Origin of the sequence: Streptomyces sp. NPDC085932 (genome assembly GCF_044540525.1) — a bacterium.
In the GTDB taxonomy this organism is placed as follows: Bacteria; Actinomycetota; Actinomycetes; order Streptomycetales; family Streptomycetaceae; genus Streptomyces; species Streptomyces levis.
In genome coordinates this window covers 746,039-758,586 of record NZ_JBITSJ010000001.1, presented here as the reverse complement: position 1 = coordinate 758,586, position 12,548 = coordinate 746,039, and the positions used below count along the sequence as shown (strand labels likewise).

The window sequence follows — 12,548 nt, the reverse complement described above, 5'->3', positions numbered from 1 at the left end:
GACCCGTACGGGCCCCGCCGACAGGTGTGCTCCCGGGCCCGCCCCTAGCGTCGGCATCACGGGGCAGCCCAGGGAGCGCACACGAAGGAGGTCCGATGCCCGGATTCGAGGTGCTGTACCAGGCGGCCGCGCTGTGCCTGATGTTCCCCGACGACGACTTCCGCACCCGGCTGCCGCTGCTGCGCGAAGCCGCCCCGCAACTGCGGGAGTTCGCCGACCACGCGGCACTGACCCCGCCGCGCGAGCTGGCGGCCCACTACGTCGAGGTCTTCGAGGCGGAACCCGACCACAGCCTGTATCTCAGCGCGTGGCGCGAGACGGCCCCGACGCCCTCCGAGGAGCTGTACCGATCGCACGGCCTGGAGACCACCGGCGAGGAACCGCCGGACTTCCTGCCGGCGGTCCTGGAGTGCGCGGCCCGCACCGGTGACTCCCAGCTCCTGGCGGACCACCGCGACGGCCTGGACCACCTCCGTGCCCGTCTCACCGACTTCGGCACGCCGTACGCGACGGTCCTCGACGCCGTGTGCGCGACACTGCCGCCCGCCGCCGCGCAACGCTAGGCGGCGCCTCCCCTCTCGTCGCGCCGGTCCCTCTCGTCGTCCACGATCTCCGCGTCGACCACGCCCTCCTCGTCCTGCGGGGCGGAGGCGGTGGTGTCGTCCGTCGGGGGCCGCTCGGCGCCGGTCTGGGCCCGGGCGTACATCGCCTGGCCCATCTTCTGGCTGACCGAGGCCAGTTTCTCCACGCCGGTGCGCAGGGCGGCGGTGTCGGCCTGCCGGTCGAGCAGAGCCTTGACGTCCGTGACGGCCGACTCGACCTCCGACCGGGTGTCGGCCGGGATCCCGTCCGTGTTGTCGCGCAGGAACTTCTCGGTCTGGTAGACGAGTTGCTCGGCCTGGTTGCGGGTCTCGGCGGCCTCGCGGCGTTTGCGGTCCTCCTCGGCGTACTGCTCGGCCTCGCGCATCATGCGGTCGATGTCGTCCTTGGGCAGGGCCGAGCCGCCGGTGACGGTCATCTTCTGTTCGCGGCCGGTGGCCATGTCCTTGGCGGAGACGTGCATGATGCCGTTGGCGTCGATGTCGAAGGCGACCTCGATCTGCGGCACACCGCGCGGGGCCGGCGGCAGACCGGTCAGGTCGAAGACGCCGAGCTTCTTGTTGTACGCGGCGATCTCGCGTTCGCCCTGGTAGACCTGGATGCCGACCGAGGGCTGGTTGTCGGCGGCGGTGGTGAAGATCTCCGAACGCCGGGTGGGGATCGTGGTGTTGCGCTCGATCAGCTTCGTCATGATGCCGCCCTTGGTCTCGATGCCCAGGGACAGCGGGGTGACGTCGAGCAGCAGCACGTCCTTGACGTCGCCGCGCAGGACGCCCGCCTGGAGCGCGGCCCCGACGGCCACGACCTCGTCGGGGTTGACGCCCTTGTGGGGGTCCTTGCCGGTCAGTTCCTTCACGAGGTCCGTCACCGCGGGCATCCGCGTGGAGCCGCCGACCAGGATCACGTGGTCGATCGCCGAGAGCTTCACCCCGGCGTCCTGCACGGCCTGGTGGAAGGGCGTCTTGCAGCGGTCGAGGAGGTCCTGGGTGAGTTCCTGGAACTGGGCCCGGGTCAGCTTCTCGTCCAGGTGCAGCGGTCCCTCGGCGGAGGCCGTGATGTAGGGCAGGTTGATCGTCGTCTCGGTGGAGCTGGACAGTTCGATCTTCGCCTTCTCCGCACCCTCGCGCAGGCGCTGCACGGCCATCTTGTCCTTGGCCAGGTCGACGCCGTGCTGCCCCTTGAAGCGCTTGATCAGGTACTCGACGATCCGCTGGTCCCAGTCGTCGCCGCCGAGGTGGGTGTCGCCGTTGGTGGCCTTGACCTCGATGACGCCCTCGCCCATCTCCAGCAGCGAGACGTCGAAGGTACCGCCGCCGAGGTCGAAGACGAGGACCGTCTGGTCGTTCTCCTTGTCCAGGCCGTAGGCGAGGGCCGCCGCGGTCGGCTCGTTGATGATCCGCAGGACCTTCAGGCCCGCGATCTCACCGGCCTCCTTGGTCGCCTGCCGCTGGGAGTCGTCGAAGTAGGCGGGGACGGTGATCACCGCGTCGGTGACGTCCTCGCCGAGGTAGGACTCGGCGTCCCGCTTCAGTTTCTGCAGCACCCGCGCGGACAGCTCCTGCGCGCGGTAGCGGGTGCCGTCGATGTCGCCCTGCTCGGGGAAGCGCCAGTGCGCGTCGCCCATGTACCGCTTGACCGAGCGGGCGGTGCGCTCCACGTTCGTCACGGCCTGCCGCTTGGCGACCTCGCCGACCAGCACCTCGCCGTTCTTGGCGAACGCCACGACCGAGGGCGTGGTCCTGGCCCCCTCCGCGTTGGCGATGACGGTGGGCTCACCGCCCTCCAGCACGGCGACCACCGAGTTCGTGGTTCCGAGGTCGATCCCGACCGCACGTCCCATCGCTGTCCCCTTCCGCTTGCGCCAGGGCACTCCTCGCACTCTCCAGCACAAAACTTGAGTGGGCTGTTGTCAATGCCGCGTGGGGGTGACCGGTCCGCGCAGCGCCACGGCCCGCCGTGGCCGGTCGGTGACGAGCACGTCGACGCGCGGGTGGGCGAGGAAGGCGCGCATGAGGGGGTCGTCGTTGACCGTCCAGACCATGGTGAACAGGCCGCTCCGGGTCGCCTCGCGCAGCACGTTCGCCCTGGCCAGACGGTGGTGCACGGCGACGCCGTGGGCTCCGCAGGCACGGATCCGGCGGGCCGGGAACAGTTCGCTCAGACGGGTCCCGGGCAGCCGGGCCAGGGCCAGCTCGCCGCGGTCCCGGCCCAGGGACAGGGCGGTGCGCACCCGGGGGTGGGACCGGGTGACGGCGGCGACGGAACGGTCTTCCAGGGTCGTCACGACGAGGCCGTCCTCCCCCAGCAGGGCGACCGCCCGGTCGATGACCTCCCGCTCGTAGCCGGCCTCCTTCAGATCCAGGTGCGCCACCAGCTTCCCGGCGATCAGCGCCATGACGTCGTCCACCACGGGCACGTCGTACCCCGCGCGCTCGTTCAGCTCGGCGTGGCCGAGCGCGGACAGCGGCGGCCCGGCGGGGCCGACGCGGGGGTCGTGGTGGACGACGAGGACGCCGTCGCCCGTGCGGCGGATGTCGAACTCGACGTACTCCGCGCCGGACTCCAGCGCGTCCTCGTACGCCTCCCAGGTGGCGGCGCCGGCGCGCTCGGAGCCGCCCCGGTGGGCGCAGACCGCGGGGTGTGGCGTCATGGTCGGGGACTCCGGGGAGGCGAGCGCGGGGGCGGGACGGGGGCGACGTCGTCGTCGGGGGCGGTCAGCAGCGGGCCGGATCCGGCGCGGACCCGTCTGAGCAGGATCCAGCCGGTCAGGACGAGGGCGACGAAGGGCAGCCAGGCCAGCGCGTAGGCCGTTCCGTAGGCGCGCAGGTCGAGGATGGAGCGGTGCTCGTCCACGTTCGTGCCGTTGACGCCGAAGAACGCCAGCAGCAGCGTCGGCGGCAGGGCGATCAGCGTGGCGGCGGCGACCAGGCCGGAGACCGTGCGGTCGCGGCGCTCGTCACGCTCTGCGAGTTCGGCGTCCAGGGCGGCGGAACGGGCGCTGATCACGGAGGTCAGGCGCTCGACCATGCGGGCCGAGTTCTCCAGGCTGTCGCGGATGCCGAGGGCCTCGCCCAGCGACGACTGGAAGGCCTCGGTGATCGTCTCGGGGACGAGGAGGCTGTCGACGTAGGCCTCGACGCCGAAGGCGAGGTCCAGCTGGAGTTCGTTGACGCCGGCGGACAGGCGGGAGATCAGGGAGCGGATCTCGGTGGGCGAGTCGGTCGGGGTGCGCTCGTTGGCCTTCATCATGGCGAAGGCCGCGAGGCGGGTGCGCTGGAGCACGGCCTGGGCGGAGATCATGCCGATCGCGACGAGGGCCAGGCCGTTCTCGACGTGCGGGGCCCAGCCGGCCTGGACGGAGACGCCCCGGCCGAGGGCGGAGAGGGTGAGGCCGTGGTGGCGCGGGTGCGGGGCGAGGCTCGTGTCGTGGGGTGCGGCGGGGTTCCACGGCATTCTGCCGCGGTAGACGATCTCGTTGAGCAGGACGGCCCTGCGGGCGGCGTCGGCGCCGAGCAGTTCCCGCTGCAAGAGGCCGCCGGGGAAGACGAGTTGGTGCACGTTCTGGCCCAGGACCGGCGTGCGGCCGCCGAGCGGGGCGGCGAGGGCGTGCAGGAGCGGGCGGTCGTCGAGTTCGATGCGCTCGCGGTCGAAGCAGGTGGTGGCCAGCCAGACGGCGAGGTCGCCGGCCGAGGTCTCGCCGGCGAAGACGCAGTCCAGGACGAGGGTGGCGTCGCCGCGCGGGGTGGTGACGACGAGGATCCGCAGGGACGCCAGGCCGAGGCCGTGATCGCCGTGCGGCAGCCGCAGCCGCCCCGGCGCCACCTGTTCGTCCAGGACGGGCACCGGCAGCACGTCCTGGCTGGTCATCAGGTGGGAGGCGAAGCGGCCGAAGTCGTAGCGGTCGACGAGGGCACCGAGGGCGGTGTCCCGGGGGCGCAGCCGGCCGGAGAGGCTGAACAGCAGCAGCACACGGGTCCGCTCCCGGCCGGCGGAGTCGAGCGCCGTCGCACTGGTGGACGTTCCCGGCAGCATCGCGTCCCTCCCGGCCGCTCGGCGGCGAAACGACTGGTTCCTACCCCGGCGCCGCAGACCGAACCGACGCCCCACATCCGACACCGGCCGCACGGGGCCCGAGGCCTCACGCCGGCCGGTCCCCGGTGCGAACCCGCGCGGTCGCGCGGGTCACGGCGGCGCGCGGGTCACGGCGGCACGCGGGTCACGGCGGCGCGTGGGTGCTACGGCGTCACGCGGGCCGCGCCCCGGTGTGCGGGCCCGCGGTGCCCTGTGCGGGCCCGCGTCGCCTTCGAGGGACGGGCCCGCGTCAGCTTCGGGGACGGGCCCGCGTCGACTCGGGTGCGGGGTCAGGCCAGCTTGGCCGTCAGGGTGATGGGCGTGGCCTTCAGGGCCTGGCTGACCGGGCAGCCGACCTTGGCCTCCTCCGCCGCGGCGAGGAACGCCTCCTCGTCCATGCCGGGGACGGTGCCCTCGACGGTGAGGTGGATGCCGGTGATGCCCTCACCCGGCTGGAAGGTGACGTCCGCGGAGGTCACCAGCTTGGTCGGCGGGGTGCCGGCCTTGTCGAGGATGTTGGAGAAGGCCATCGAGAAGCAGCTGGAGTGGGCCGCGGCGATCAGCTCCTCCGGGCTGGTCTTCCCGCCCGGCTCCTCGGTACGGGCCGCCCAGGAGACCGGCTGCTCGGTGAGGATGCCCGAGGAGTCGAAGGTGACGACACCGTTGCCCTTGAAGAGGTTGCCTTCCCACACGGTGTGGGCGGAGCGCGTGGCTGCCATGACGCATCCTTTCGATGAGTATCCGGAACCCGGTCGATCGGGGTTCCCGGCCCCCATCCGATCACACTCCCGCTCAACTCACGCGGAAGACCGGCCCTCTGGCGCTGAACGGCAGCCGCGCCCCGGCCGGGATCAGGTAGGCGTGCTCGCGCCGCACCCGCAGGGTGTCGCACCAGCCGTCGGTGATGATCAGCACGGGCGCGCCGGGCGGGAAGTCGTCCGCGCGGTGCAGCAGGTCGACGCCGGGCTGCAGGACGGTGCCGCCGCGGCCGTGCACCCGCACCCGCCCGGCGATCTCCGTCACCGGCAGATAGCCCGCGTCGTGCGGGGCGGCGTCGCAGAACACGACCCGGGCGGCGGGCACGTCGCGGGCCTCGGCGTAGGAGGCGATCGCGCCCAGCGCCTTGCCGAGCAGCACGCGGTCCATCGAGCCGGAGGTGTCCAGGACCACGCCGAAGGTGCAGCGGGCGATCTCCTCGGGCGGGAACCACCGCCCGGCGCGCGGGATGTCGGGCGTGGACGCCTGGCGCCGCGAGGGCCGGGCGTAGGAGCGGACGGGTTCGGGGCGGGGCACGAACTCGTCGAACCAGCGGGCCAGGCGCGCGTCCCAGGGCAGCGGCGGGTGGCTCAGCGCCCGGATCTCCTCGACCAGCCCGCCGGGCAGGAAACCGCGCTCCTGGCGCTGATGCAGGTCCAGGCCCTGGGCGAGGCCGCGGCGGTAGAACGCGTCCAGGTCGACGTAGTCGCGGGGCGAGCCGAGCGGACCGCCGAGGATGTCGCCCACGCCCTTGCCGCGCAGGGTGGCCAGCCGGCGCCTGCGGCGCAGGTCGCCGGCGATGCGGTCGTAGACCTCCTCCGCGGAGAGCCCGACGAGCTGCGGGTCGTACAGCAGCCCCTCGGGCATGGTGCCGACCTCCATCTCGGTCAGCCAGCCGTTGACGACGTAGTCGCAGGCGACGTTGAAGAGGTACGGGTCGCGGGTGCCGCAGCGGTCGCCGTGGCGCAGGGCGGCGTGCAGCATCTCGTGGGCGAGGACGAACCGCCACTCCTCGTCCTCGAAACCACGCAGCGGGTTGACGTAGATCTCGCCCGCCCCGGCGTCGACCGCGGCGACGGCGATGCCGTGGGCGCGGGCGAGTTCGGCGTCGGCGACCAGCTTGATGCCGGCGGCGATGCCGCCGAGCAGCGGGTAGGAGGAGATGAACCAGCTCAGCGCCCGCTGCCAGGGCCGCGGCCGGGCGATCTCGCCGGTGAGGCTGTCGCGGCGGCCGCCTGCCATGTCCATCGCGGCGGACACGGTCCGGGTCAGTGCGGTGGCGAAGGCCAGCTGCCAGTCGGGCGGCTGCGACCAGCCCGTCCACCGCACCAGCACCTGGTCGGGCTCGTCGCCCGCCGTGCCGCAGCGCTCGTAGACCGGGGCCAGTCCGTCGCGCCGCCAGCGGGCGGCGAGCTGCTCCTCGTCGCCGTCCGGGTAGGAGGCCGGCAGGTGCTCCGGGGTCTCGCCGACGGTGGAGCCCAGCAGGAAGCGGTTGACGACGACGCAGCGGGCGGCGAGGTCGAAGCGGTCGGGCTGGACGCGCTCGCCCTTGGCCGCGGGGACGTGCCCGAAGCCGAGGTGGAGGACGGCGTGGGCGAGCGCCCAGGCCCAGGCGGCCGGCTCGGCGAGCCGGTCGGGGTGGACGTGCAGGTCGCCGTCGGAGTCGACCGCGACGAGGCCGTCCCGGGGCGCGAAGCGGCACTCCTCCTGGCGGCAGACCTCGAACTCCACGGCCGCCAGGGCCGGGTTGGTCCGCATCAGCCGCATGCCCTCGGCGAACGCCTCGCCCGCGAGGTCGCGCTTCTTCTTGCGCCGGTCCTTGCCGGCGCCGCGGCTCACCGGCGCGCCTCCACCAGCCGGGGCATGTCCCGCGCCGCCTCGACGAGGAACCAGGAGGGCAGCACGGGGTTGCCGTCGGCGTCGGAGGCGATGACGGTCTGGGCGACCTCGACGGAGATCTCGGCGAGCTGCACCAGCAGCGACTTGGCGCGGTAGGCGGTCTGCCGGCCGTTCGCCGACATGTGCTCCTTGCTGACGGGCAGGTCCTTGACCAGGCGGCCGCGGAAGGAGTCGGCGAGGTAGTACAGCAGGTCGCGGTCCTCCGGGCGGTTCGGCCAGCGGGCGTCGCCCTTGATGATGGCCTCGATGCCGTACCGGCTGCGCACGATTTTGACGTAGCCGCAGAAGGCCTGCGCGTGGGCGGGGGTGAGCGTGCCGTGCGCGAGGACCCGCAGCGTCTCCTCGTCGAGGTCCCGGCCGAAGGAGTGCAGGGCGTCGGAGAGCATGTGCCAGGAGCGGGGCGTGGAGAACGGCTCCTCCGTCTTCGGCGGCTTGGACCACAGGTGGTCGGGCCGGTCGGTGAGGTGGTCCACGATCCACGGGTGGATGCCGCTCTCGCCCGCCCAGGTCAGCCAGTCCGCGGCGGAGGCCTCCAGGTGCACGTGGGTGAGCCGGTTGACCAGCGCGGAGGCGATGGGCCGGGCGAGCGCGTTGTCGGTGGCGCGGTTGCCTGCGCCGATGACGATCGAGCCCTTGGGCAGCTCGTAGGTGCCGATGCGGCGGTCCAGGATGAGCGAGTAGAAGGCCTTCTGCACGTCCGGCGTGGCCGCGTTGAGCTCGTCCAGGAACAGGCAGTACGGCTCGTCCCGGGCGATCGCCTCGGGCGGGCAGAACACCGAGCGGCCGTCGCGGATCTGCGGGACGCCCATCAGGTCCTCGGGGGCGAGCTGGGTGCCCAGCAGGCTGACGCACTCCAGGCCCAGCGACGCGGCGAAGTTCCGCACCAGGGAGGACTTCCCGATGCCGGGGGCGCCCCAGATGAAGACCGGCCGGACCGTGGCGAGGCCGAGCAGCAGATCGGGGATGCGGGCGGGCGTGACCGTGACGGCTGCCTGCAAAGCAGCGACTCCTCGGGGGTTGTTCGAAAAGGACGCGCAAGTGTGCGGCGTCCGGTACGAACAGTGTGGGCATACGGCCCGTGCGGCGCAGCCGAATTTCAGGCGGCCCGCTCCTGCTCGCCGGTCTCCAGCGGCACCTGCGGCCCGTTCGTCTCGCGCAGCCAGCGGCGCAGCACCCGGTGCACCCGCTCGGCGCCGACGAGCTCCGACCCCTCCTCGACGGGTGGGGACAGCGCGAGCGGGGACAGCAGGAACGGCTTGCCCTGGGCGCCGCCGAGTCCGCCGTGGGAGCCGATCTGCTCCTCGAAGGCGAGGACTTCGCCGTCGGCCGGGTCGTGGAAGGAGTTGACCATGATGTCGGCGGCGTGCGGGAAGGAGTGCGTACGGCGTACCGCGTCGACGGCGCCGGGGCCGAACGCGGCGAGCGGGCCCGGATTGTCGTCGAGGTCGGCCAGCGGGATCTCGGCACCGTACGCGCCGAGGACGACCCCGCCGTGCTCCTCGCTGCGCACCAGCAGGAAGCCGATGCCGGGGTGGTTGGCGAGGGTCGGCAGCAGCGCCGGGTGGCGGGCGTCGATCTCCTCCTTGCTCATCCGGTGGGTGACGTCCGGGAAGGAGACCAGGCCGAGGTTGCCGGAGGCCAGCACGATCGGCTCCTCGCGGCGCCCGGGCCGGTGCCGCTCGCCGGCCTTCTCCACGGGGATGCGCAGCGCGGCGCGGACGGCGGCGCGGGCCTCGGCCCCGCTGCGGGTGCGCTCCGCGCGGCGCGGCACGGGCAGGCCGCAGCCGGCCCGGACCAGGTCGCCGAGGGTGAGGCCGTAGCGGGAGCGGAACGTCTCACCGGGGCTCTGGCCGTGGTCGGACAGCACGACGATCCGGTACGGGCGCGGGGCGTGCTCGGCGACGTTCTCGATCAGGGCGAGGCAGCGGTCGAGGCGCTGGAGGACCTTGCGCGCGTCGCGGCTCGCCGGGCCGGAGTGGTGGGCGACCTCGTCGTAGGCCACGAGGTCGGCGTAGACGGCGGTGCGTCCGGCGAGCATGTCGCCGGTGACGGCGGAGACGACGACGTCCCGCTCGACGACCGTCGCGAAGGCCCGGACGAGCGGGTAGAGGCCGCCGCGGGAGACGCGTGGCCGCTGCTTGTGCAGGCGGGCGCGGGTGGACTGGCCGATCTCCCGGCCGACCTCGGCGAGGAACGACAGGGCCGTGCGCACGGCGTTGGCCGGGTCGGAGAAGTAGGCGAAGTAGCCGTCCCGGGAGCGGTTCTCGCGGCTGCGGCGGCGGGTGGCGATGGACAGCACCAGGGCCTGTTCGTCGGCGCCGCCGCTGAAGAGGTTGCCGCGGCTCGCGCCGTCGACGGTGAGCAGGCCGCCGTGCCCGGCGTGGGCGACGGCGCGGCGCTGGAGTTCGGCGGCGCTGGTGGGGCGGTTGCAGACGACGACCTCGCGGGTGTCCTTCTCGTACCAGCGGAAGGCGGGGACGTCGTGGTTGCTGCCGTGCAGGATGCCGAGCTGGCTGGCGCCGGTCTGGCTGGACCAGTCGGTGCGCCAGGGGGTGAGCCGGTGGCTGGGGCGGCCGCCGGGGCCCGGGTCGAGCCAGCGGGCGACGGTGGGCATCAGGCCCTCGCCGACCGCGTCGAGCAGCGTGTCGTGGCCGACACCGTCCAGTTGCAGGAAGACCGTGCCCGGGCTCGGCGGGCAGGGGGGTCCGGACCGGCGGCGGCGGTCGGAGAGGCGGTACAGCCGGCGGCGGTAGGCGTCGTCGTCGCGGACGGCCAGGGCGGCGCCGGTCGCGGACGCCACGGCCGACATCACGGCGGCGACCACGACGGCGGTCTCCGGGGCGGCGGCGCCGCGCTCGGCGGGGTTGAGGTTCAGGGCGAGCAGCAGCAGCGCCCCGTTCAGGAAGAACACCAGCAGGCCCAGCACGAGCGCCGGCACCAGCAGCAGCAGCCGTACGAGCAGCGGCCACACCACGGCCGACAGCACGCCGAAGGCGCCGGCGCCGAACGCGGCGGTGACGGCGATGTCGGTGGCGCTGTCACCGTCCGCCGAACGGAGCCGGAAGTCCGGCAGGATCCCGGCGAGCACGAGCATGGTGACGGTGGAGACCGCCCACACGGCGACGCTCCGCCCGACCTGACTGGCGGCCCGCCGCCACCACACGCCCCGCACGCCCAGCCACCTCACGTCCCGGCCCGCCGCCGTCCACGGGCCCTCCCCCACCCTGTCACAACGCCCGGGAGGGCTCCTTCGTCCCCGGCGCATACCCCTCGCCGGGAACTTCAGCGGCCGTCGTACCCGGCCGTCGGCATCGACAGCCGGCGGTGCACGCACGCCTTCATCGCCGCGTCGTAGGCCGGCTCCGCGTGCCCCACCGTCTCGACCCGGACGCCGCGCCGCGCGCACTCCGCGGTGAACTCCTCGACGGAGGCCAGCGCGCTCTCCAGGACCCGCCGGCTGGGTGCCACGAACACGTCGTGGCCGGGCCGGACGCCGTCCCACAGGGCGCCGTGGTCGGGCCGCAGTCCCCGTACCAGCAGCTCGCGGTTGACCGTGTAGCCCCGCTCGGCGGCCCAGCGGGCGCACATCGCGTGCTGGCTGCGGGAGTCGACCAGGAACGGGTCCTCGTCCAGCTCCTCCAGCGGCGTCAGACTCGCGATCGCCGTGACCCGCACCGGCACCATGGCGTCCCCCCTCACCTCCGGTTTCGCCGCCGACCCTACTCCTGCACGTAGGCTTCGGGGAGTCGCGCGAAGGAGGCAAAGAAGTGCCGGTGGAGATCACCTGGTGGGGTCACGCCACTTGCACCGTGGAGGACTCGAACGTGCGCGTGCTCACCGACCCGTTGTTCGCGCGCCGGCTCGCGCACCTGCGGCGCCGGCGCGGGGCCCTGCCGCCCCCCGGCGCCCATCGCGCGGATGTCGCGCTGGTGTCGCATCTGCACGCGGACCACCTGCACGTGCCGTCGCTGATGCGGCTCGCGCCGGGCACACGCCTCCTCGTGCCCCGGGGCGCGCGCCGGGCGGTGCCCGCGCTGCGCCGGCTCACGCACCTGCGGGTCAGCGAGGTGGCGCCCGGCGACGAGACCGCGGTCGGCGACGTCGTCGTGCGGGCCGTGCCGGCGCGGCACGACGGGCGGCGGCTGCCGCTGGGACCGCACCGCTCCCCCGCCCTCGGCTACGTCATATCCGGCGAGGCCCGCACGTACTTCGCCGGGGACACGGGCCTGTTCGACGAGATGGCCAAGGAGGTCGGACCCGTCGAGGTGGCGCTGCTGCCGGTCGGCGGCTGGGGGCCGTACCTGGGCGAGGGACACCTGGACGCGGGCCGGGCGGCCCAGGCGCTGGCGCGCCTGGGGGCGCGCAGTGCCGTGCCGGTGCACTACGGCACGTACTGGCCGATCGGAATGGACGCCGTGCGCCCGCACGAGTTCCACACGCCGGGGGACGAGTTCGTACGGCTGGCGGCCCGGCACGCGCCCGAGGCGGCCGTGCACCGGCTCGGGCACGGCGAGAGCGTGCGGCTGGAGGCGGCGCGGTGACCTGGTCCGCGCCCGCGGCACTGGCCGGGCTGCCCCTGCTCGCCGCGCCTGCCGTCACACCGGCGTCCGTGCTGCCGGAGGCGACGCAGCAGGCGATCGGGTATCCGACGCTCTTCCTGCTGGTGCTGGCCGGGGCGCTGGTGCCGGTGATCCCGACGGGGGCGCTGGTGAGTTCGGCCGCGGTGGTGGCGTTCCACCAGACGGCCCCCTTCTCGCTGGCGATGGTGTTCGTGACGGCGTCGCTGGCCGCGTTCCTCGGGGACGCGGCGCTGTACTGGCTGGGGCGGCGCGGGCTGAAGTCGAAGAACGGGTCGAGGTGGCTGGAGGCACTGCGCGCCCGGGCGCCGGAGGACCGGCTGGAGCAGGCGCAGGAGAAGCTGGCCGGGCACGGGGTCGCCGTGCTGGTGCTGTCCCGCCTGGTGCCGGCCGGGCGGATCCCGGTGATGCTGGCGTGCCTGCTGGCGAAGTGGCCGCTGCGGCGGTTCTCCCGGGGGAACTTCCCGGCCTGTCTGGCCTGGGCCGTGACGTATCAGCTGATCGGGATCCTCGGCGGGTCGCTGTTCGACGAGCCGTGGGAGGGTGTCGTGGCGGCGATCGGGCTGACCGTGCTGATCAGTGTGGTGCCGAGTGTGGTGCGGCGGGTGCGGTAGGGCTCCGTCCGGCCCCGGCGTCCGTGGGAGC

11 protein-coding genes are annotated in these 12,548 nt (G+C 73.7%); 3 read left to right on the top strand and 8 right to left on the bottom strand.

Annotated features, from left to right (window positions below):
* Nucleotides 1-95: 95 nt before the first annotated feature.
* A complete protein-coding gene (locus ACIGAQ_RS03000) occupies nt 96-563 on the top strand; it encodes a molecular chaperone TorD family protein (protein ID WP_311680976.1) in 468 nt (155 codons plus the stop codon).
* Here ACIGAQ_RS03000 and dnaK read toward each other — a convergent pair.
* The 8 genes from dnaK to ACIGAQ_RS02960 form a co-directional block, all read right to left on the bottom strand.
* The gene (gene dnaK, locus ACIGAQ_RS02995; protein WP_399778712.1) at nt 560-2,440 is read right to left on the bottom strand and encodes a molecular chaperone DnaK; all 1,881 of its coding nucleotides are present in this window, start codon (nt 2,438-2,440) and stop codon (nt 560-562) included. The genes ACIGAQ_RS03000 and dnaK overlap by 4 nt on opposite strands.
* 69 nt (nt 2,441-2,509) lie before the next feature.
* Nucleotides 2,510-3,250, bottom strand: a complete 741-nt coding sequence (locus tag ACIGAQ_RS02990) for a glycerophosphodiester phosphodiesterase family protein (RefSeq protein ID WP_399778710.1) — start codon at nt 3,248-3,250, stop codon at nt 2,510-2,512.
* Nucleotides 3,247-4,632: a hypothetical protein gene (locus ACIGAQ_RS02985; protein WP_399778708.1), complete on the bottom strand. Its 1,386-nt coding sequence runs from the start codon at nt 4,630-4,632 to the stop codon at nt 3,247-3,249. Before ACIGAQ_RS02985 ends, ACIGAQ_RS02990 begins: the two co-directional genes overlap by 4 nt.
* 329 nt (nt 4,633-4,961) lie before the next feature.
* On the bottom strand, nt 4,962-5,390 hold the full coding sequence (locus ACIGAQ_RS02980; protein ID WP_309094191.1) for an OsmC family peroxiredoxin: 429 nt from the start codon (nt 5,388-5,390) through the stop codon (nt 4,962-4,964).
* 73 nt (nt 5,391-5,463) lie between these two features.
* The gene (locus ACIGAQ_RS02975) at nt 5,464-7,194 is read right to left on the bottom strand and encodes a hypothetical protein (protein ID WP_399780641.1); all 1,731 of its coding nucleotides are present in this window, start codon (nt 7,192-7,194) and stop codon (nt 5,464-5,466) included.
* 68 nt (nt 7,195-7,262) lie between these two features.
* Nucleotides 7,263-8,324, bottom strand: a complete 1,062-nt coding sequence (locus tag ACIGAQ_RS02970) for an ATP-binding protein (RefSeq protein WP_399778706.1) — start codon at nt 8,322-8,324, stop codon at nt 7,263-7,265.
* Nucleotides 8,325-8,422: 98 nt separating this feature from the next.
* A complete protein-coding gene (locus tag ACIGAQ_RS02965; RefSeq protein WP_399778704.1) occupies nt 8,423-10,498 on the bottom strand; it encodes a phage holin family protein in 2,076 nt (691 codons plus the stop codon).
* 110 nt (nt 10,499-10,608) lie between these two features.
* Entirely contained in the window at nt 10,609-11,010 is a 402-nt protein-coding gene (locus tag ACIGAQ_RS02960; protein WP_362279452.1) for a hypothetical protein, read from the bottom strand.
* Between the two features lie 83 nt (nt 11,011-11,093).
* On the opposite strand from ACIGAQ_RS02960, the gene ACIGAQ_RS02955 reads away from it, so the two are divergent.
* Together ACIGAQ_RS02955 and ACIGAQ_RS02950 are read left to right on the top strand one after the other, a co-directional pair.
* Nucleotides 11,094-11,867 (top strand): MBL fold metallo-hydrolase, encoded by a 774-nt coding sequence (locus ACIGAQ_RS02955; protein WP_311680967.1) that lies wholly within the window; start codon nt 11,094-11,096, stop codon nt 11,865-11,867.
* A 29-nt stretch (nt 11,868-11,896) separates the two neighbouring features.
* Nucleotides 11,897-12,517 carry a DedA family protein gene (locus tag ACIGAQ_RS02950; RefSeq protein ID WP_399780638.1) on the top strand — a complete coding sequence of 207 codons (621 nt, stop codon included), beginning with the start codon at nt 11,897-11,899 and terminating at the stop codon, nt 12,515-12,517.
* Nucleotides 12,518-12,548 lie beyond the last annotated feature (31 nt).

Excerpts from the sequence above, each read along its gene's own strand:
- ACIGAQ_RS02980 (WP_309094191.1), bottom strand. The coding sequence starts at position 5,390 with ATGGCAGCCACGCGCTCCGCCCACACCGTGTGGGAAGGCAACCTCTTC.
- dnaK (WP_399778712.1), bottom strand. The coding sequence starts at position 2,440 with ATGGGACGTGCGGTCGGGATCGACCTCGGAACCACGAACTCGGTGGTC.
- ACIGAQ_RS02960 (WP_362279452.1), bottom strand. The coding sequence starts at position 11,010 with ATGGTGCCGGTGCGGGTCACGGCGATCGCGAGTCTGACGCCGCTGGAG.
- ACIGAQ_RS02990 (WP_399778710.1), bottom strand. The coding sequence starts at position 3,250 with ATGACGCCACACCCCGCGGTCTGCGCCCACCGGGGCGGCTCCGAGCGC.
- ACIGAQ_RS03000 (WP_311680976.1), top strand. The coding sequence starts at position 96 with ATGCCCGGATTCGAGGTGCTGTACCAGGCGGCCGCGCTGTGCCTGATG.
- ACIGAQ_RS02975 (WP_399780641.1), bottom strand. The coding sequence starts at position 7,194 with ATGCGGCTGATGCGGACCAACCCGGCCCTGGCGGCCGTGGAGTTCGAG.
- ACIGAQ_RS02985 (WP_399778708.1), bottom strand. The coding sequence starts at position 4,632 with ATGCTGCCGGGAACGTCCACCAGTGCGACGGCGCTCGACTCCGCCGGC.